The sequence below is a fragment of the Bradyrhizobium sp. JR3.5 genome (assembly GCF_054057015.1).
The window spans coordinates 1515019-1534576 of the sequence record NZ_JBSRYV010000001.1; the positions used below are offsets into that span (position 1 = coordinate 1515019).

The 19558-nt window shown below is 64.2% G+C and carries 13 protein-coding genes and 5 pseudogenes; 11 read left to right on the forward strand and 7 right to left on the reverse strand.

Translation table 11 applies throughout. From position 1 onward, the window contains the following. The first annotated feature begins 11 nt into the window (after positions 1-11). From ACVWW1_RS07620 to ACVWW1_RS07640, 5 genes and pseudogenes are all read left to right on the forward strand, one after another. Positions 12-937 (forward strand): annotated as a pseudogene (locus ACVWW1_RS07620) (division plane positioning ATPase MipZ). A gap of 127 nt (positions 938-1064) precedes the next feature. Next, positions 1065-2192: a serine hydrolase domain-containing protein gene (locus tag ACVWW1_RS07625; RefSeq protein ID WP_456655387.1), complete on the forward strand. Its 1128-nt coding sequence runs from the start codon at positions 1065-1067 to the stop codon at positions 2190-2192. 94 nt (positions 2193-2286) lie between these two features. Then, positions 2287-2481 (forward strand): annotated as a pseudogene (locus tag ACVWW1_RS07630) (MmyB family transcriptional regulator); the annotation flags it as partial. A gap of 343 nt (positions 2482-2824) precedes the next feature. Further along, the gene (locus ACVWW1_RS07635) at positions 2825-3766 is read left to right on the forward strand and encodes an alpha/beta hydrolase family protein (RefSeq protein ID WP_456655388.1); all 942 of its coding nucleotides are present in this window, start codon (positions 2825-2827) and stop codon (positions 3764-3766) included. A gap of 98 nt (positions 3767-3864) precedes the next feature. After that, positions 3865-4605 carry a VWA domain-containing protein gene (locus ACVWW1_RS07640; protein ID WP_456655389.1) on the forward strand — a complete coding sequence of 247 codons (741 nt, stop codon included), beginning with the start codon at positions 3865-3867 and terminating at the stop codon, positions 4603-4605. Between the two features lie 13 nt (positions 4606-4618). On the opposite strand, the gene ACVWW1_RS07645 is transcribed toward ACVWW1_RS07640, so the two are convergent. Further along, a complete protein-coding gene (locus ACVWW1_RS07645) occupies positions 4619-5026 on the reverse strand; it encodes a DUF302 domain-containing protein (RefSeq protein ID WP_092114840.1) in 408 nt (135 codons plus the stop codon). Positions 5027-5156: 130 nt separating this feature from the next. Between ACVWW1_RS07645 and ACVWW1_RS07650 the strand changes: the two genes are divergently transcribed. Continuing rightward, positions 5157-5876 (forward strand): DnaJ domain-containing protein, encoded by a 720-nt coding sequence (locus tag ACVWW1_RS07650; protein ID WP_456655390.1) that lies wholly within the window; start codon positions 5157-5159, stop codon positions 5874-5876. Positions 5877-6121: 245 nt separating this feature from the next. Here ACVWW1_RS07650 and ACVWW1_RS07655 read toward each other — a convergent pair. Next, positions 6122-7916 (reverse strand): annotated as a pseudogene (locus tag ACVWW1_RS07655) (serine hydrolase). Between the two features lie 424 nt (positions 7917-8340). On the opposite strand from ACVWW1_RS07655, the gene ACVWW1_RS07660 reads away from it, so the two are divergent. Then, positions 8341-8676 carry a phasin family protein gene (locus tag ACVWW1_RS07660; RefSeq protein WP_021078275.1) on the forward strand — a complete coding sequence of 112 codons (336 nt, stop codon included), beginning with the start codon at positions 8341-8343 and terminating at the stop codon, positions 8674-8676. Between the two features lie 71 nt (positions 8677-8747). Here ACVWW1_RS07660 and ACVWW1_RS07665 read toward each other — a convergent pair whose 3' ends face one another. Both ACVWW1_RS07665 and ACVWW1_RS07670 read right to left on the reverse strand, forming a co-directional pair. Continuing rightward, positions 8748-10253, reverse strand: a complete 1506-nt coding sequence (locus ACVWW1_RS07665; RefSeq protein WP_456655391.1) for a TadE/TadG family type IV pilus assembly protein — start codon at positions 10251-10253, stop codon at positions 8748-8750. Then, on the reverse strand, positions 10144-10572 hold the full coding sequence (locus tag ACVWW1_RS07670) for a Tad domain-containing protein (RefSeq protein ID WP_456655392.1): 429 nt from the start codon (positions 10570-10572) through the stop codon (positions 10144-10146). The genes ACVWW1_RS07665 and ACVWW1_RS07670 overlap by 110 nt, the downstream gene beginning before the upstream one ends. Positions 10573-11148: 576 nt before the next feature. Here ACVWW1_RS07670 and clpS point away from each other — a divergent pair. Together clpS and clpA are read left to right on the forward strand one after the other, a co-directional pair. Next, a complete protein-coding gene (gene clpS, locus ACVWW1_RS07675) occupies positions 11149-11484 on the forward strand; it encodes an ATP-dependent Clp protease adapter ClpS (protein ID WP_456656635.1) in 336 nt (111 codons plus the stop codon). A 259-nt stretch (positions 11485-11743) separates the two neighbouring features. After that, positions 11744-14150: pseudogene (clpA, locus tag ACVWW1_RS07680) on the forward strand (ATP-dependent Clp protease ATP-binding subunit ClpA). An 84-nt stretch (positions 14151-14234) separates the two neighbouring features. Here clpA and ACVWW1_RS07685 read toward each other — a convergent pair. From ACVWW1_RS07685 to ACVWW1_RS07695, 3 genes are all read right to left on the reverse strand, one after another. Then, the gene (locus tag ACVWW1_RS07685; protein ID WP_456655393.1) at positions 14235-15656 is read right to left on the reverse strand and encodes an MFS transporter; all 1422 of its coding nucleotides are present in this window, start codon (positions 15654-15656) and stop codon (positions 14235-14237) included. A gap of 130 nt (positions 15657-15786) precedes the next feature. Further along, on the reverse strand, positions 15787-16140 hold the full coding sequence (locus ACVWW1_RS07690) for a PilZ domain-containing protein (protein WP_456655394.1): 354 nt from the start codon (positions 16138-16140) through the stop codon (positions 15787-15789). A 151-nt stretch (positions 16141-16291) separates the two neighbouring features. Beyond that, positions 16292-17248 carry an AraC-like ligand-binding domain-containing protein gene (locus ACVWW1_RS07695; protein ID WP_456655395.1) on the reverse strand — a complete coding sequence of 319 codons (957 nt, stop codon included), beginning with the start codon at positions 17246-17248 and terminating at the stop codon, positions 16292-16294. 209 nt (positions 17249-17457) lie between these two features. Here ACVWW1_RS07695 and ACVWW1_RS07700 point away from each other — a divergent pair. Together ACVWW1_RS07700 and ACVWW1_RS07705 are read left to right on the forward strand one after the other, a co-directional pair. Further along, a pseudogene (locus tag ACVWW1_RS07700) lies at positions 17458-18470 on the forward strand (carbon-nitrogen hydrolase family protein). A 35-nt stretch (positions 18471-18505) separates the two neighbouring features. Next, a complete protein-coding gene (locus ACVWW1_RS07705; RefSeq protein WP_456655396.1) occupies positions 18506-19558 on the forward strand; it encodes a phenylacetaldoxime dehydratase family protein in 1053 nt (350 codons plus the stop codon).

Sequence of the window (19558 nt, forward strand, 5' to 3'; positions counted from 1 at the left end):
GGGATTGAATCATGTTGGTGCAGGCTAGTCAGGGTCAATCCGGCTCCGCACATGTCGTGGTGCTGGGCAACGAGAAGGGCGGTTCGGGCAAGTCGACCACCGCGCTGCATATCGCCGTTGCGCTCCTGAAGGCCGGACAGCGCGTTGCCAGCATCGATCTCGACTGCCGCCAGCAGAGTTTCACCCGCTACATCAGCAATCGCCAGGCCTGGGCGCGGCGTTTCGGGCTCGATCTCGAACTCCCCGCGCATTATTGCATCAAGTACGGCGAGACGATGCAGATCGAGGAGAACGAGAACGCCGAATTCCAGCAGTTCATGGCCGCCGTGAGCGCGGTGTGGAACGTGCCTATGATTTCATCGTCATCGATACCCCGGGCTCGGACAGCTACCTGATGCGGCTCGCGCATTCGATGGCCGACACGCTGGTGACGCCGATCAACGACAGCTTCCTCGATTTCGACGTGCTGGGCACGGTCGACCCCGCGACCTATGCGGTGATCGGCGAGAGCCATTACGCGGAGATGGTGCGCGACACCAGACGCAAGCGCCGCCAACTCGACGGCGCCTCGACCGACTGGATCGTGGTGCGCAACCGGCTGTCGATGCTCGGCTCGCGCAACAAGCAGCTGGTCGCCGACGGCTTGAAGCAACTGTCGCTGCGGCTCGGGTTCCGTTCGGTCGACGGCTTTGCCGAGCGGGTGGTCTACCGCGAATTCTTCCCGCGCGGGCTGACGGCGCTCGACGACATCGACGAGGCGACGCTCGGCACCCGCCCGAGCCTCGGGCACGTCACCGCCCGCGAGGAGGTGATGGGCCTGTTGCGCCAGCTCAAGCTGCCGCTCGACGAGCGCGGCCGCCGCCGCGCCGCCAATCGGGCCGAATGGTTCAGCCAGGTCGACAAGCCGCTGGAAGTCGACGATATCATCGGCAGCTAGGCCGGCAATCCCGGTGGCGGCCCGGCATCGGGCAGATTCTCCAAACGATTAGTGTGGTGGTCGTAGGCGATGAACGGTGGATCGAATGGAACGGCGCCAGTTCATGTCCCTTCTCGGAGGAGCTGCGTTGGCACCGCTCGCCACCTCACCGGCCTACGCGGACCCGTCGGACGCCTGTGGTGTTCCAATCGCGCGGGACGACGGCTGGTCCGTCGCCTCCATCACTGAGGACAAGCTCGCCGACCGCGCCGCGCTGTGCAAGATGGCTGATCGGATTGCCGCCGCGAGCGATGGCAACATCCATTCCGTGCTGGTCGTTCGCAGCGGCAAACTGGTGTTCGAGCGGTACTTCAGGGGGCACGACGAGGTTCCCAGCCGCTTCTATGGCAGCCGGGTCGAAGACGTCGCGTTTAATGCCGATACGCTGCACAACATCAAGTCGGTCTCGAAGAGTGTCGCCTCACTCGCCGTCGGGATCGCGATCGATCGCGGGCTGATCCGCAGCATCAACGAACCGATCTTCAGCTTCTTCCCCGAATTGTCAGATCTGCGGTCCCCCGAAAAGGACCGCATCCAGCTCATGCACGCCCTCACCATGTCGATGGGATTGGCGTGGGTGGAGGCGACCCCGGCGACGGGAGACGACAACGACGAGGTGCGCATGCATCGGGCGTCGGATCCGTGCCGTTACGTCCTCGGTCTTTCGGCAACGGCACCGCCGGGACAGGCGTTCCTCTACAACACCGGCGCGCTTACGCTGGTGTCGGCCATCGTCCGCAAGGCGACCGGACATCCGCTCGACGAATTTGCGCGCACTGCGTTGTTCGAGCCCCTGGGCATTACCAGCTTCGAATGGAGCCGGGTCAAAGGGGATAGCGATGCCGGTGGCGGGTTGCGCCTGCGACCGCGCGACATGGCAAAGATCGGCCAGCTTGTCCTCGCAGGCGGCCGCTGGAACGATCGCCAGATCGTCCCAAAGGCATGGATCGAGACCTCGACGGAATCGAAACTCAAGGCCACGGAGCATCAATCCTATGGATACCTCTGGTGGCTCGGCCAGTCTCGGCTCAACGGGCGCAAGGTCGACTGGATTGGCGCGCTCGGACGAGGCGGGCAGTCGATCCGCATCGTCCCTGAGCTCGATCTCGTTGTCGTGGTGACCGCGGGATATTATCAGGACTACAGCCCGCAGGCGTTTCAAGCGCAGTACGGCGTCTTCAAGGATGTCCTGCAAGGGATTTCGCCTCCGGCCTAAAGCGCAATGAGATTGGGTTGAATCGTCATCGCGCTTTTGATGCTTATTTCAGTCTGATCTGCTTTCAGCCTGATCTGCGCGCAGACGCTTCGTCGACCTGCAGGTGAGGCTCCGCCAGGGCTGTCCCGAGTTCGAGGCCTGGTGGGACACCCATGACGTCAGCAGCAGCGTCGCCGGACGGAAGGTGCTCAGCCATCCCAGGCGCGGCCGGCTCAATTTTGAGTACGCCAGCTTCCAGGCCAACGACGATCCCGGCCTGAAGCTGATCATCTACACCGAAATCGGTTGAAATCCGTGGTTTTCCGGTGATTTCGGCCACACCACGGCCAAAAAGCCGGAACAAAGCAGCCGAAATTCCGTTTCTCCTGAACGTCGGTCCGAGGAGCGATCCAAGGGCGATCCAGGGCTTGAACGAAACCCTGGGAACTCACGTCAAAGAGTAGAGGAGAGCACGAGCCGTCGCGGTAAGGCGTGTGCATCTGCACAAACTATAGGTGCAACGCACAACGTTATGCCACCGAAGCCACAATATTTGGACTTCCTGTCACGGCGCTGTGACATATATTCTCAAAAGGAGGCCGAAGAGCCTCCGGCCAAAATCGCCCTGTAAAGGCGGGCACCTCGAGGACGTCATGAAGCGTGGAATTCTCGTTCTGCTTTCGCTCTCCGTAGTGATCACGGGTGCGTATTTCACTGCGAGCAAGTGGGCGATCCGTCACGAAACTCTCATGTTCAAGGATCCGACCCGCGATGAGCGGCCGGTCGCGGTCGACGTCGCGGTGCGCTTCGACAAGGAGATGCAGGCCGACGCCGGCATGATCAAGCTCCCGGTTGCGATCCTCAATCATGGCAATACCGTCAAATTCACCGAATATTCCTTCCTCGCGAATGTGTTCGCGGCGCGCGGCTATCTGACCGTCAGCATTCAGAACGACCTGCCGTCGGATGGACCGATGGTGACCAAGGCTGGCGAGCTCTATGTCGGGCGCCTGCCGCAGTATCAGCGCGGCATCACCAACATCAAATTCGCGATCGAGGAGATGAAGAAGCGTCAGCCGAACGCGGACTACAGCAAGCTGACGATGGTCGGCCATTCCAACGGCGGCGACATCGCGATGTATTTCGCCAAGCAGTATCCTGACGAGATCAAGAAGGTCGTTACGCTGGACAATCTGCGCGTGCCGTTCATGACCGACGGCAAGTTCAAGATCCTCTCGTTCCGGTCGCACGATCAGCAATTCAAGCCCGATCCCGGCGTGGTGCCGGACGAGGAAGAGTGTGAGAAGGCCGGCATCACCGTTGTGAACACCAACTTCCAGCACAACGACATGCGCGACACCGGGCCGGAGAAGGCCAAGGACTCGATCCAGGCGATGCTCGATAAATTCCTGGCCGACACCGACAGCGATGTCGCGGCGGTCGACACCAGGAATTCGCCGCCGAAGATTCTGGAGCCGGGTCCCGTCTCGGTCTACGTGCCGGTCGAGAAGCCTCAGACGTTCGGCGAGAAGGTCAAGAAATCGCTCTCGCTGACCAAGACCGAGACCAAGAAGGATCCGTCGGTCACGAACTGACGATGCGGCCCGGGATTCGATCCGGGCAGGCGGGCGCGTCACGTTGACCAATCCGATGCCGCGGCCCACATAGTGTTTGCTGTACGAGGCAAGCGCTGATGGCTGGCAAGACGATCAAACCGACATCCGGAAGCGACGTGCGCCCGGCCGATGCGCCTGGCGTGCCGGCGTCGAGCGCCAATGACATCGCCGCGTTCGTGGCGAAGGCGCGCGCGATGTCGCCGCATCGCGCCGGCGCACGCGGCAGGCTGGTGTTCGCGCTCGACGCCACGATGAGCCGGCAGCCGACATGGGACATGGCCTGCACGCTGCAGGCGGACATGTTCCGCGAGGCCGGCTCGCTCGGCAGTCTCGATATCCGCCTCGTCTACTATCGCGGCTTCAACGAGTGCCGCGCGTCGGGCTGGATCTCCGACAGCGCGGCGCTCGCGCGGCTGATGAGCAAGATCGATTGCCAGGGCGGCAATACCCAGATCGGCAAGGTGTTGTCGGAGACCCGCCGCGAGGCGGTTGCGGCAGGTGTGCGCGCGCTCGTGTTCGTCGGCGACGCGATGGAGGAGAACGCCGACGCGCTGTGCGCAAGCGCCGGTGAGCTCGGCCTGCTCAAGGTGCCTGTCTTCATGTTCCAGGAGGGCGCGGACGCAACTGCCGAGCAGACGTTTCGCGAGATCGCGCGGCTGACCGGCGGCGCATGGTGCAGGTTCGATCCCGGGGCGGCGGCACAGCTCCGCGAGCTGCTGCGCGCCGCCGCAGCCTATGCTGCCGGCGGCCGCGAGGCGCTGCTGCAGCTGGCGAAGACGACGAGCGGCGCGGCCAGGCTGATCGGCCAGATGAAATAGGCCGCTTGGCGCGTCAGGCTCCGCCCGACGTCACGGCTTTGGCAATAGCGCCGAGCAGCGCCGACATGTTGGCCGTGACCTGTCCGGTCGCTTCCGCGACGCCGTGCCGTTCGGCGAGCCAGGCCGGATCATTGTAGGAGAACCAGCAGTCGCCGGCTTCGTCCTGCCAGACCAGCGCCTTGAGCGGCAGATCGATCCCGATCGTCTGCGCAGCCTGCATCAACGGCGTGCCGCCCTTCGCGTTGCCAAACACGAACAGCTCGGTGGGACGGAGCGCAAGACCGGCGCCGGCGGCGCCCGCGGCATGATCGATCTGCGCGAACAAGGTCAGCCCGCGCGCCTGCAGTTCGGCCTTGAGCCGGTCGGCGGTTTGCTTCGGCCCGACTTGGCTGCGAAGGCTGATCAGTCCGTCAATCGCCATCAGGCTTCCTCCAGCGCGATTGCCGCAAGCTACTCGATCGCAGGGGGCGGCGCCAACGCGAGGGCGCTTCACGCTCCAGTGAGACGAAGCTTCGCATGCTTTTTGCCGCTGGGTCGCCTATATTCCGCGCATGCCAACCCTGATCGCCGGCGTCGTCGCCGTTGTCATCCTTTATTCCGCGCTGCAGATGTTTCGTGCGGCCAATCCGGCCGTGCTTGCGCGTGCGATCAAGATCGTGGGCGGGGTGCTTGCGCTTGCCGTTGCGGCCTTCACCGGCGTGCGGGGCGAACTGGCGGTCGCAATCCCGCTCGGCATCTTCGGCGCCGGATTGCTCGGCTGGTCGCCGTTCGGGAGCACCGGCTTTCCCAATTTCGGCGGCATGTTCGGCGGTTCGCGCAATCGGGGACAAAGCTCGCGGGTGCGCTCGCAATATCTCGACATGAGCCTCGATCACGACAGCGGCGTGCTCAAGGGCCAGATCGTGGCGGGACCGCAGGCCGGCCACATGCTCGACGAGTTCGACCTGTCGCAGCTTCTGGCGATGGTCCCGAGCTTCGACGCCGAAAGCGTCGCGCTACTTGAAAGCTATCTGGATCGCCGCTTTCCCGCCTGGCGTCAGGACGCACAGGGCGACCGGACAGGGGGGCAGGGCCGCGCGGCGGCGACCGGCAAAATGACGAACGAGGAGGCCTATCAGATCCTTGGCCTGCAGCCGGGAGCGTCGCGTGACGACATCGGCCGGGCTCACCGCACCCTGATGAAGAAACTCCATCCCGACCAGGGGGGCTCGACGTATCTCGCTGCCCGAGTGAACGAGGCCAAGGATACTCTGCTTCGCACGCATCTCTAACTCCGGCAACGCTACTGACGCCACAGCCGAGAGCTGCCTTCCGTTTCTCTGATTGATGCCCCGTCAGGCCCGCCGCTGTCCGGCGTGGCCGATCGTTCTTTCGGGAAAACTTAACCGTAAAAGCTTGACGAGAAGTTTCATTGTTGCGCCGCGCGCGGAAAGGCCGGTCGTTCGCGCGGCGGCCTGCAAAGCAAAAGGGCCGGCGCTTGCGGCGCCGGCCCTTTGAAATCAGACGATCGCGTCGATCAGTTGCGAACGGTGATGCAGGAGATCTCGGCGCGCTTCAGCGTCTTGCACGCCGCTTCGGCCTGATCGCGCTCGAGGCCGGCAAAGCGGGCGCGGTAGAGCTTGCGATTGTCCTTGGCCACGACCTCGGTGAACGGGTCCGCCTTGCTGAGGAGGCCGCGGGCCGAGCTGCGCGCGAGGTCGATGCGCTTGTTGGCCTCGCCTTCGGACTCGAAGCGCGCCAACCTGGATGATCCAGCCGGAATGCGCGGCCCCTGGCTTGACCCCGCTGGTCTGCGGCGCGGCCTGCAGGCTGCGGGTCGGTTCGATCGAGGCCACGGCCTGCGGTGCCGGGGCCGCGGCCGGTGCATGGACGGACGAGGCCGGCAGCACGCCGAGGATGCCGTTGCCGGTGCCGAAATTGGCCGGCTGCGGCGGCATCTCGGGCCTCGAGGTCTCGGCAGCCCGCGCCATCATCGCATTGGAGGTCTCGGGAACTTCGCCGCGCGACGGGATGGTGCTGGTGATCGGGGGCGCGGACTGTGCTGGGCCGGCGGCGGCAAGCTTGATCGGGCCGGCCTTGACCTGCACGGTCTTCACCTTGACCGGCTTCATCGGTTCGGCCGAGCCGGGGATCGCGGCGATCGGCTGGGTCTGGATCACGCCTGAGGTCAGCGGGGCCGGCTCGGGTTTGGCCTGCGGCTCAGGCTTCGCCGGGGGCGGCGGCAGCGCGGCGGCGACGGCCGCCATCAGCGAGGGCTTGCTGGCCGGGCGCGGCGCCTGCACTGCGATGGCTGCCGCGGCGGGCTCCGACGCCGCGACCGGCGCGGTGTCCGCGCTGCGGGCGTTGTCGGCATCGGCAACCTCGACATTGGCATCGGCCGGGTTGCGCTCGGTGATCGCGGCGGCCGTGCGGGTGGTCGCGCCCTTGCCGATGTTCTCGGCCAGGAGGTTGCGCATGATGGCGTCGCGGGAGCCGCCGCTGCGGCCGCCGAGCACCACGCCGACCAGGAAGCGGTTGCCGCGGTGGATCGAGGTCACGAGGTTGAAGCCGGAGGCGCGGGTGTAACCGGTCTTGATGCCGTCGACGCCTTCGACGCTGCCGAGCAGGCGATTGTGACCGGTGATCGTGTGGCCGCGGAAATTGAACGCCGTGGTCGAGAAGTAGCGATAGTAGCGCGGGAAACGATCCTGGATGGCGCGGCCGAGCGTCGACTGATCGCGCGCGGTGGTGATCTGCTCGTCGTTGGGCAGGCCCGAGGCGTTGCGATAGGTGGTCCGGCTCATGCCGAGCGCGCGGGCCTTGCGGGTCATCATCCGGGCGAAGTCGTCTTCGCTGCCGCCGATCGCCTCGGCGATCACGACCGCGGCGTCATTGGCGGAGCGGGTGACGAGACCCTTGATGGCGTCTTCGACCTTGATGGTCTGGCCGGGCCGCAGGCCGAGCTTGGTCGGGTCCTGCTCGGAGGCGTGCTCGGAAACCGGCATCTCGGTGTCGAGCTTCATCTTTCCGGAATCGAGGCGCTCGAACAGCAGATAGAGCGTCATGATCTTGGTGAGCGAGGCGGGGTGCCGCAGGCCGTCGGGACTGTTCGACGTCAGCACCGAGCCGGTGTTGCCGTCGACGACGATCGACGCGAATTGCGGGCTGTAGCTTTCGCGCGCGGCCTCGCTGTGGTGGTGACGGGCGGTGTGACGCCGGTGACGGCGCGCCTCCGCGCTATCACTGGTGATCAGGATCGCCGTCGTGACGGTAACGAGCCCAAGAACGCCAACTCGCAGCGCCCGCGAGGAGGCCAAGGTTGTTCGAAGCATCTACTTCCCCGTCCCAATTTCTATCTAGATCACTGGCTCGTGAGGCGAAATTGTGCCCGGCGGCCATCGATCCTTGCCTGCGCAACAGACCACTTCGGGCAGAACCATCGGCCCTCGTGGCGGCTCAGGTCGCTCTTCTAGCTAAGGTGTTGTTCACAAACAGCTTTCAAGGCTGCCTGTCGGAAGGCGAACAAAGTCCGGGAATCAGGTTAGGCGGACCGAGTTTCCAAAAGATTAAGCAACCGTTGCGTAGTCCCCCGGGGTTTATCGCAAATGCTCAGGATTCGGGCAAATGTCGTTGTGCGTCGCACAATATTCATTGACTTTATTGTGCGATGCGATATTCCAATGGTTGTCAGGGGGCCGGGAGCTTCCCGGCAATGGGAATTTGCGCCTTCAAGTCTGGGAAAAGGAATTCCAATCCATGGTCAAGATCGAAGACATTCAGAACTACGGCAAAGAGCATTTCGAGTCCGTCACTGCGTCTGCGAACAACCTGCAGAGCGGCGTCCAGGCGATCGCCACCGCCTATGGCGACTACGCCAAGAAGTCGTTTGAGGACACCAAGTCGTTCGTCGAGAAGCTGTCGGGCGTGAAGTCGCTGGACAAGGCGCTCGAGGCGCAGACCGAGTACCTGCGCTCGTCCTACGAGACCTTCGTCGCGGAATCGCAGAAGATCGCCGGCCTGTACAGCGACTGCGCCAAGCAGACCTTCAAGCCCTACGAGGGCCTGGTCTCCAAGTTCGCGCCCGCTCAGTAAGCGCTCCTGACCAAGACAAACGAAAGCCCGGCCGTTTCGGCCGGGCTTTTTTGTTGCGCCTGAAGCGGCGGCTATTTCGCCAGCCGCAGCTTGCTGAGAGCAGTTCCGATCGTGTTGAACGTCGTCAGAATCTGGGTCGAGCTGGTCAGCATGTAGAACTTGTCGGGGCTGCTGGCGCAGTTCTTCAGGACGGTCGAGGTCGGATCGGCGGGCGAGCTGGTGTTCACCTGGATGGTGTAGATCGTGTACATCGGCGCACCGTTGGCATCCCTCGCGTTCTGCAGGTTCTGGCACTGCAGGGCCTGCCGTGCATCGATCGGATTGCCCGAGGCCTGCGAACTGCCGTCGCCATAGTCGGGCCAGCGGTCCTCGGTGTTCAGACCATCGGAAAGAATGATGATGACGCGGTTGTAGGTGGTGTTGGAGTCCTCCGCCGGCGCGTTCAGCGGACCGCCCACCAGAAGCGATTGCCACGCCCAGGCGAGGCCGACCGATTGGTCGGTGCCGCCGGTCGGCTGCATGGCGTTGACCGCAGTCTTGAGCGCGCTCCAGTTGTAGCTCAGGGGGATGATCGGCTCGAGCGGCGTCGAGACGCTGCTGTTGCAATAGGCCGTGCTGTTTTCATAGTACTCGTTGGCTGGGAACAGCGTGGTAACGTCGGATGTATTCGGTAGTACGCCGGTCGCATCGTTCGGCTGGGTGCGGTCGGTGATGCAGCCTGTCCATGTGCTGATCGGGTTGGTGGAGGGTTGCTGCCAGTTGTTCACCACGGTTGGCGTCTGGTTGGTCGACGTCCATTGGTTGTTGGTCCATCCGACGACGGCGGTGACCCGGGGCTGGTTCTTGTTGTCGACCGTGTCGTTGGGGCCCGGCTGCGTCCAGTCATGGGTATACAAATTGCCGGTGCACGAGTAGACCCCGTTCTTGGTGCCGCAACTGCAGCCACTCACAGGACTGCCCGTGGAGTCCGTGGGGCATGCACACGAGTTCGAGCCGGTGCAAAATACGCCAGTGCCGGCTGGCGTGCTGACCCAGCAGCCATTGTACTTCGTGTGCGAATTGTAATCGACGCTCGGGCAAATGTAGCCCGAATAGGTCCCGCTCGAGGGGATGTAGGTCGTGTTGGACGAACTGGTCGGGCCCTTCGTGCAGGTGAAGCCGCCGTTGCTGTTGGTCCAGGGGCATCGTGCACCCGGTCCCACCGCGTGCCAGTTCATAGGCAGCGTTGCCCGGGTACTGCCGTTGTTGGGCTGCGCGGTCGGAGGATTGAGCCAGTCGGTCCAGTCGATGTAGTTCTGCGTATAGTTGCTGGCGCCGAGGTTGACGACCTTGGCGAACGGGATGACGGAGATGTAGACGTCGCCGTTGTTCTTGCTGAGCGCGCTGAGCTGGTCGATCAGGCCGCCGGTTCCGGCCACCGCATTTCGCAGCGCGGTAATCTTGCCGTTCTGGCTCATCGATCCCGTGTTATCGAGGGCGAGGGCGACGCGCATCTTGACGTTGCCCCAGGTGGTGGTGGTCGAGGTACCGAAATTCATTTTCTGGAAATTGCCGCCGGACAGATCGGCAAACTTCATGAAATAGGTGTTGATGTAGCCGGACCCGCTCAGGAGAATGGTCGCGGCAGCGCTCGAGGTCGGGGTCGTATAGGTGGCCGAGATATTCTGTGGCAATGCCCTGGCCGTCCTTGTTGGTGAAGAGGCTGTTGAAATAGGTCTGTGCCTTGCTCGGGATCTGCGCGGCCGTGATGGTGCCCATGGTCAGATCCTTGGACAGCATCAGCGCGGTGGAATCGAGGGCCGACTGCATCGCGGTGCGAGCATTGTTGGCGCGTGTATAGTCGACCGCTGCTCCCACGAAGGCGAGGATCGGCAGCATTGCGAAGGTGAAGATCACCGCGACATTGCCGTCGGTCGATCCGGAAAACCGGCGGAGAGCCGCGCGGACGCGATTGGAAATGGCTGAACCAAGCATGGCACTCTCGTGAAAATGGATTGCGCGGCCATCTCCACGTGCGCGGCTAAACAGATGGTGAATCGGGCCGGGGAAACCCTGTGGGCGGCCCGGCGGAAGCTCAAAAGCGGGGCAAAAGCGCGGGCTATCCTGAATGCCGTCTAAATTGGACGCCCTAGTCCTTTGTCAAATCAGCCAGAAATGATTAACCTTTCGACGGTTGCCGCGCCGGGAATCGGACCGGTGGGCTGCGGCGGGTCTGCGCTTGCGGCAGGGCGTCGTGAGGCCCATATTCGGGAGGTCGATCCGGCCGCCGGATCGGACCGGGAGCGGCAATCTGGAAAGCATTGCTGGGGGTTCCGCGATCAGTCTTGCGGCAATCGCGACCACCTTCCAATCGCCAACCGGTTTCCCCTGGGGAATTCGAACGCCTGAGCCATGCTGCGATACACGTTGACAGTCCCGATCTCCGAGCCGGTTTCGGCCATGCCCGCGGTGTCCGCCGCGCCGGTGCCGAAAATGAGCAATGACGACAACCGCAATGGAGCGGGCAGCGGCCCGTCGACCTCGGTCATCACCAAGGTCAAGCCGAAGACCAAGCGCCCGAATCTGTATCGCGTCCTGATCCTGAACGACGACTACACGCCGATGGAGTTCGTGGTTCACGTGCTGGAACGATTCTTCAACAAGGACGCCGAGGCGGCGACCAAGATCATGATGCTGCACGTTCACCATCACGGGATCGGTGAGTGCGGCGTGTTCACCTATGAGATCGCCGAGACCAAGGTGACGCAAGTCATGGACTTCGCGCGCAAGCATCAGCATCCACTGCAATGTGTGATGGAAAAGAAGTAGTTCGCGGGAACGATTGACCTGCCGCGGGAAGCGGAACGGGTCTTGCATCGCGTTTTTGAAGGCAGCGAACGGCGTTCCCGTATGATCACGGGGCGCCGCCGGACAACGTTCCGGTGCCCCGAATTTAGAAGAAAACCATCATCGCGGGACCGGTCTTTCGCCACGATCCGTCGTAACTATATCAATGGCGATCACGAAGGTTGTTATTGCCTGACCCGGTAATGGCGATCATGATGGCCGGGGGCCATAGAGGACGCGAATGCCTACTTTTTCCCAAAGCCTAGAACAATCCTTGCATCGTGCATTGGCGATCGCGAACGAGCGTCACCATCAATACGCGACGCTCGAACACCTTCTGCTGTCCGCTGATCGATGACTCGGATGCGGCGGCGGTGATGCGGGCCTGCAGCGTCGATCTCGACAAGCTGAGGACCAGCCTCGTCAATTATCTCGAGACCGAATTCGAAAACCTGGTGACGGACGGCGCCGACGACGCGAAGCCGACCGCCGGGTTCCAGCGCGTGATCCAGCGCGCGGTGATTCACGTTCAGTCGTCGGGTCGCGAGGAAGTAACCGGCGCCAACGTCCTGATCGCGATCTTCGCCGAGCGCGAGAGCCATGCCGCGTATTTCCTGCAGGAGCAGGACATGACGCGCTACGACGCCGTCAACTACATCAGCCACGGCATCGCCAAGCGGCCCGGCGTCTCCGAGGCGCGGCCGGTGCGCGGCGTCGACGAGGAGACCGAGACCAAGGGCAACGAGGACGCCAAGAAGAAGGGCGAGGCGCTCGATACCTATTGCGTCAACCTCAACAAGAAGGCGCGCGACGGCAAGATCGATCCGGTGATCGGCCGCAATGCCGAGATCAACCGTGCGATCCAGGTCTTGTGCCGCCGCCAGAAGAACAACCCGCTGTTCGTCGGCGAAGCCGGCGTCGGCAAGACCGCGATCGCCGAAGGCCTCGCCAAGCGCATCGTCGATAGCGATGTGCCGGAGGTGCTGGCGGCCGCGACCGTGTTCTCGCTCGACATGGGCACGCTGCTTGCGGGCACCCGTTACCGCGGCGACTTTGAGGAGCGGCTCAAGCAGGTCCTGAAGGAGCTGGAGGCGCATCCGAACGCAATCCTGTTCATCGACGAGATCCACACCGTGATCGGCGCCGGCGCCACCTCCGGCGGCGCGATGGATGCGTCCAATCTGCTGAAGCCTGCGCTGGCTTCGGGCACGATCCGCTGCATGGGCTCGACCACCTACAAGGAATACCGTCAGCACTTCGAGAAGGACCGCGCGCTGGTGCGGCGCTTCCAGAAGATCGACGTCAACGAGCCGACGGTGGAAGACGCGATCGCGATCCTCAAGGGCCTCAAGCCCTATTTCGAGGATTACCATCGGCTGAAATACACCAATGAGGCGATCGAGGCGGCGGTGCAGCTGTCGTCGCGCTACATCCACGACCGCAAGCTGCCCGACAAGGCGATCGACGTGATCGACGAGTCCGGCGCGGCGCAGATGCTGGTCGCCGAGAGCAAGCGTAAGAAGACGATCGGCATCAAGGAGATCGAAACCACGATCGCGACCATGGCGCGGATCCCGCCGAAGAGCGTGTCGAAGGACGATGCCGAGGTGTTGAAGCATCTCGAGCAGACCCTGAAGCGCACGGTGTTCGGTCAGGACAAGGCGATCGAGTCGCTGGCGGCGTCGATCAAGCTGGCGCGTGCCGGCTTGCGCGAGCCGGAGAAGCCGATCGGCAGCTATCTGTTCTCGGGTCCGACCGGCGTCGGCAAGACCGAGGTGGCCAAGCAACTGGCGGCGTCACTCGGTGTCGAGCTGCTACGCTTCGACATGTCCGAATACATGGAGCGGCACACCGTGTCGCGCCTGATCGGCGCGCCTCCCGGCTATGTCGGTTTCGACCAGGGCGGCCTGCTCACCGATGGCGTGGATCAGCATCCGCATTGCGTCGTGCTGCTCGACGAAATCGAGAAGGCGCATCCGGATCTATACAATGTGCTGTTGCAGATCATGGACCATGGTCGGCTCACCGACCATAACGGCAAGCAGGTCAACTTCCGCAACGTGATCCTGATCATGACCACGAACGCGGGCGCGGCTGACCTCGCGCGGCAGGCCTTCGGCTTCACCCGCTCGAAGCGGGAAGGCGATGATCACGAGGCGATCAACCGGCAGTTCGCGCCGGAGTTCCGCAACCGGCTGGATGCGATCGTCTCCTTCGCGCACCTCAATGCCGAGGTGATCGGCATGGTGGTCGAGAAGTTCGTGCTGCAGCTCGAGGCGCAACTCGCCGACCGCGACGTCACGATCGAGCTGTCCGAGCCCGCCAAGGCCTGGCTGATCGAGCACGGCTATGACGAGCAGATGGGCGCGCGTCCGATGGCGCGGATCATCCAGGAGCACATCAAGAAGCCGCTCGCGGATGAGGTGCTGTTCGGCCAGCTCAAGGGCGGCGGACACGTCCGCGTCGTCCTGGTCAAGGACGAGGCGACCGCCAAGGACAAGATCGGCTTCGAATATGTCGAGGGCCCGGTCACCCCGAAGCCCGAGAACCTGCCGCCGCGCAAGCGCAAGCCGCCGAAGGGCGGTCCGGGTGGCGGCGGTGGCGGCACCAAGGGGCCGGCCTCAAAGGGTCCGATGGTCAAGGCCTGAGGCGCGAGCGAACAACCAAATGAAAGGGCCGGCTGAAATAGCCGGCCTTTTTGTTGGACGACTGAGGGGCGCTGCCGCGCAGTGTCACTCGCCCTTCAGCCGCTGGCCCTCATGGACCCGCACCTGCTCGGCGCCGCGGCTGCCGGCCGATGACAGCCTCAGCGTGCTGAGCACAGCGCCCACGACGGCAAAGCCGACGCCGACCATCAGCGAGATCCTGGTTCCGTCGGCCGGATAGCGCGCCAGCAGCATCGCCACCAAGGCGGCACCGATGGTCTGTCCGAGCAGGCGCGCGGTCCCGAGCATGCCGCTGGCGCCGCCGGAGCGCTCGCGCGGCGCGGCGGCGATCATGGTGCGGTTGTTCGGGGTCTGGAACAGGCCGAAGCCTGCGCCGGCGAGCGCCATGCGCCAGATCACGTCGATCGGCGTCGCATGGGCCGGCATGAACGCCAACGTGCCCAATCCCAACGCGAACAGCAGCAGGCCGACGCCGCCGAGCAGGCCGGCCGGGTAGCGCTCGACCAGCCAGCCCGCGATCGGCGCGGCGAATGCGACCGCGATCGGCCACGGCGTGATCAGCAGGCCGATCTGCACCGCCGAATATCCGAAGTGGTTCTCGAGATAGAACGGCATCGCGACGAAGGCCAGCATCTGGCCGCAGAACGAGGCGATCGACGTGCCGATCGACAGCGCGAAGATCGGAATCCGTAAGAGGTCGACTGGTAGCAGCGGCGAGGGCAGATGCTGTTGCCGCCGGTACAGCAGATGGGAAGCGACCGCGGCAATCGCGAATTCCAGCGCGCAGAGATACAGCGCCTCGCCATGGCCGGCGCTGTCGATCGCGCTGATGCCAAATCCGAATGCGATGGCGCTCATCGCGGCGCTCTGCCAGTCGAAGGCGTGGACCGCGGGCCTGGTATGCGGCAGGAAGCGCCAGCCCAGTGCCAGCGTGACGATGCCGAGCGGGACATTGATGGCGAACAGATACGGCCAGGTCCCGACCGCCAGGATGAACGAGGCGATGGTCGGGCCGACCGCAGCCGAGATCGCAACGACCAGCGCGTTGACGCCGATGCCGCGGCCGAGCTGCGAATGCGGATAGATGAAGCGGACCAGCGCAGTGTTGACGCTGAGGATTCCGGCGGCGCCGAACCCCTGCAGGATGCGGGCGATGGTCAGCAGCGGCAGCGTATGCGCCAGCGCGCAGAACAGCGACGCCAGCGTGAACAGCAACAGCCCCGCCAGATAGACGCGGCGATAGCCGATGATCTCGCCGAGCGAGGCGAGCGGCAGCAGCGAGATCGTGATCGCCAGCTGATAGCCGTTGACGATCCAGATCGAGAACGCGGGGCTGGCGTCAAGATCCCGCGCGATGGTCGGCAGTGCAACATTGGCGATCGAGCCGTCGACGACCGCCATCACGAGGCCGAGCGCGATCGTGAGAATGGCCCAATTACGCTGCGGTTGCGGCAGCCCGTCGGGATGCTCAATGATCGCGGACGACATGTCGTGAAATGGCCTTTGGTTCCAGCATTGGCGGGCTTACCGGATGCTGGATTAACCTGGCCTTTGCAACCCCCGAAACGACAGATACCGGCCGCGATCCAAACGCGGCCGGGGAGCTGCGGGAGGACGCTCAGCCCTGGCCGAGCAGTTCCTTGATCCGCCGCTGCAACTGCCGTTTCTTGATCTCGCTGCGGCGGACCCGCTCGTCAAGATCGCTCGCAGGGGTATCCGACGTCATGATCCGGAACGCGAGGCCGACCTTGTTGGCCTGGCGCCAGATCATGCGCGCAAGGAACGAGCGGCCCTTGCGCGCGACGTTGAGATTCATCTCTTCGGGCAGTCGCGTGGCATCACCAAATTCGACGCAGGCGCCGCCTTCGCTGATGTTGCGGACGACGCAATCCATCGTCGAGCCGTGCTCATTGATCTCCGCAACCGCACCGTAAAACACCTTGTCACGTGGGCTCTGGCGCCGGTCCTGCATGGGAAATCCTCCTAAATCAACGGCAGGACTGTACCGGTCCGGACCTGCGAAAAGAAGGGCACGAACGGAACCCGCTGGAGTTAGCGTAAATTGTTTGCATCTGTGAAGGTCAGGATTCCCGGCTATTTTGCGCCGCAAACCACCCGAGAAACTAGTTCGGCACCCGGCTTTGTCGCCAATCGCGCGGCGACAGGCCGTAATGGTCGCGGAACACGCGGCCGAAATGCGAGAGATCGTTAAAGCCCCAGGCGAACGCAATCTCGCCGATGTGGCGATGCGCGTGGGCCGGCGAGGCGAGGTCGCGCTTGCAGCGCTCGAGCCGCTGCGCCAGCACGAAGCGCTGGAACGAGGTATCCTCGTCGGCAAGCAGGCTGTTGACGTAGCGCGGCGAGATGCCGAGCGCCGCGGCGGTTTCCGTGAGGCTGAGCTCGGGGTTCGGCAGATGCGCGAGCACATGCGCCTTCAACCGGTAGATCAGGGCGGAGCGGTGCGTCGAGGCCTGTAGCGCCACGCCGCCGAGCCGCTCGCTGATCGCCATCGCGAGCAGGTCGGCGGCCTGATCGGCGAGGCGAATCGCATTATCAGGATCGAGCTTGTCGGCGATCTCGGACAGCCCGCTGATGAACTGCCAGGCGAGCCGCTGCACCGGGCGATCCGATGTGAACGTGGTCGCCGTCAGGCCCTGGGTGCCGGCAAAGCGCCGGTGCAGCATCGCGCGCGGCACCTGGAAGATGGCCTGCGTGAAGTCGTCGTCGAAGCGCAGTTCGTATGGCCGGGTGGTGTCGTAGAACGCAAACTCGCCTGGTCGGATCACGGTCTCGCGGCCGTCCTGCACCACGCCGCCCGCGCCACTTTGGCCGAGGGCGAACAGAACAAAATCCTCGCTGGTGCGTGCGATCCGTGACGGTGTGCGGAGCACCCGTTGCCGGCCCGACGAGACGACGGAGCATTTCACCGCGCCGAGTTGCGCGCTGGTGATGGCGCCGTGGAAGGCGGTGCCGAGATCGGACTTGCAGTCGAGTTGCACGAACACGTCGCAGACGATGTCCCGCCAGAGCGCGAGGCGCCGATGCGTGGGCGCGCCTTCCGTGGTGAACAGGGCCGGCATGATTTCCTCCCTTCACGAGTGCAAACGCTGGCCACGCAAACAAAGCAAGCTTCGTACCGGGGACGGCTTGGGGAATCTCCTCCGCAGTCGAATTTTCCATTCCGTCCTGGTCGAACGGCGCTGGCGGTCCCGGGGCAGCATGATGTCAGAAGCGGCTGCGGCCGATCAAGTACGAACCGGCCAGCATCGCCGGCCACGAGGAGGACATCATGGGCATCGAACATCCGAAATATCGCGTTGCGGTGGTGCAGGCCGCGCCAGCCTGGCTCGACCTCGACGCCTCCATCGCCAAGAGCATTGCCTTGATCGAGGAGGCCGCCGCCAAGGGTGCCAAACTGATCGCGTTCCCCGAGGCCTTCATCCCCGGCTATCCCTGGTATATCTGGCTGGACTCGCCGGCCTGGGCGATCGGGCGCGGTTTTGTGCAGCGCTATTTCGACAACTCGCTGAGCTATGACAGTCCGCAGGCCGAGAAGCTGCGACTGGCCGTGAAGAAGGCCGGCATGACCGCGGTGCTCGGCCTGTCCGAGCGCGACGGCGGCAGCCTCTATCTGGCGCAATGGCTGATCGGGCCCGACGGCGAGACCATTGCGAAGCGGGCGCAAGCTGCGGCCGACCCACGCCGAGCGCACCGTCTACGGCGAGGGCGATGGCAGCGACCTTGCAGTGCATGACCGTCCCGGCATCGGCCGCCTCGGCGCGCTGTGCTGCTGGGAGCATCTGCAGCCGCTTTCGAAATACGCGATGTACGCCCAGAACGAGCAGGTGCATGTCGCGGCCTGGCCGAGCTTCTCGCTGTACGATCCGTTCGCGCCGGCGCTCGGCTGGGAGGTCAACAACGCGGCCTCGCGGGTCTACGCGGTGGAGGGCTCGTGCTTCGTGCTGGCGCCCTGCGCCACGGTCTCGCAGGCGATGATCGATGAGATGTGCGACCGCGACGACAAGCACGCGCTGCTGCATGTCGGCGGCGGACACGCCGCGATCTACGGGCCCGACGGTAGCTCGATCGCCGAGAAACTGCCGCCCGACCAGGAAGGGCTGCTGCTCGCCGATATCGATCTCGGCGCGATCGGGATCGCCAAGAACGCCGCCGACCCGGCCCGGGCATTACTCGCGGCCCGACGTCACGCGTCTGCTGCTGAACAAGAAGCCCTCGAAGCGCGTCGAGCATTTCGCGCTGCCGCTCGACAGTCTTGAGGAGTTCGACGCGGCCGCGAGCTGAACGCATCAGGCAACATTTAACCGGAGGCGACTGCCATGGAATCCGCGATTCCCTCTCATCTGCAAACAGCGCGCTCCCGTCATCGTCGCGTGCCCGACGATTACGCGCCGCCTTATCCCTCGTTCGTCGCGCGCCACAAGCCCGCGGTCGCAAGCGTCATCATGGCCTATTTCGGGGTGCAGGTTCGCGGCGAGCCGACCGGACCGGTGGCCGAGGCGCTGGCATCGATCGCAACACGCTTTGCCGGTGAGAACGGCCCGACCCATTGGGATCGCGCGCAATATGTCGACCAGGCCGGCTACACCAACGTCGTCTCGGTCGCCTATTGGGACGATGCCGGGCGCTTCGATGCCTGGTTCGCCGGCGCGCGCGAGGCGTGGACCGGCAATGGCGCCACCGATGGTATTGGCCGCTTCATCGAAGTGCTGCGGCCGCATGTTGCGCGTTACGAGACGCTGTTCTCGTCGCTCGGCCGTCCGGAGGGCGTCGCGGTTCTTGCCGACGGCATGAGCGGCGAAGTGCAGGAACACGCCTATTGGGGCGGCATGCGCGACCGCATCCCGCTGTCGCAGACCGACGCGATGATGCCCGGCGGCGAGCCGCGCGTGATCCGCGACGGGGCGCGCATCCGCGTGGTCGCGCATGACAATCTGTGCCTGATCCGCTCCGGTCAGGACTGGAGCGACACCGAGGCGTCGGAGCGCAAGATGTATCTCGACGATGTCGAGCCGGTGCTGCGCGAGGGCATGGAATTCCTGCGCGACGATGGCGTGCCGATCGGCTGCTACGCCAACCGCTACATGCGCGTCGTCGATGCGGATGGAAGGCTGACGGAAAAGTCCTACGGCCAGAGCTGGTGGAAGTCTCTCGCGGCGCTGGAGCGCTGGGCGGAGTCGCATCCGACCCATGTCCGGATCTTCGGCGCGGCGATGAAGTATCTGTCGACCTTGGGACCCGCTGCGAAACTCAGGCTGTATCACGAGGTCACGGTTGCCGCGGCCGACGAGCAGTTCTTCGAATATCTCGGCTGCCACGAACGGACCGGCATGCTGAACGCGGTGCAACTCGCGGCGGCGCGGTCCGCCTGA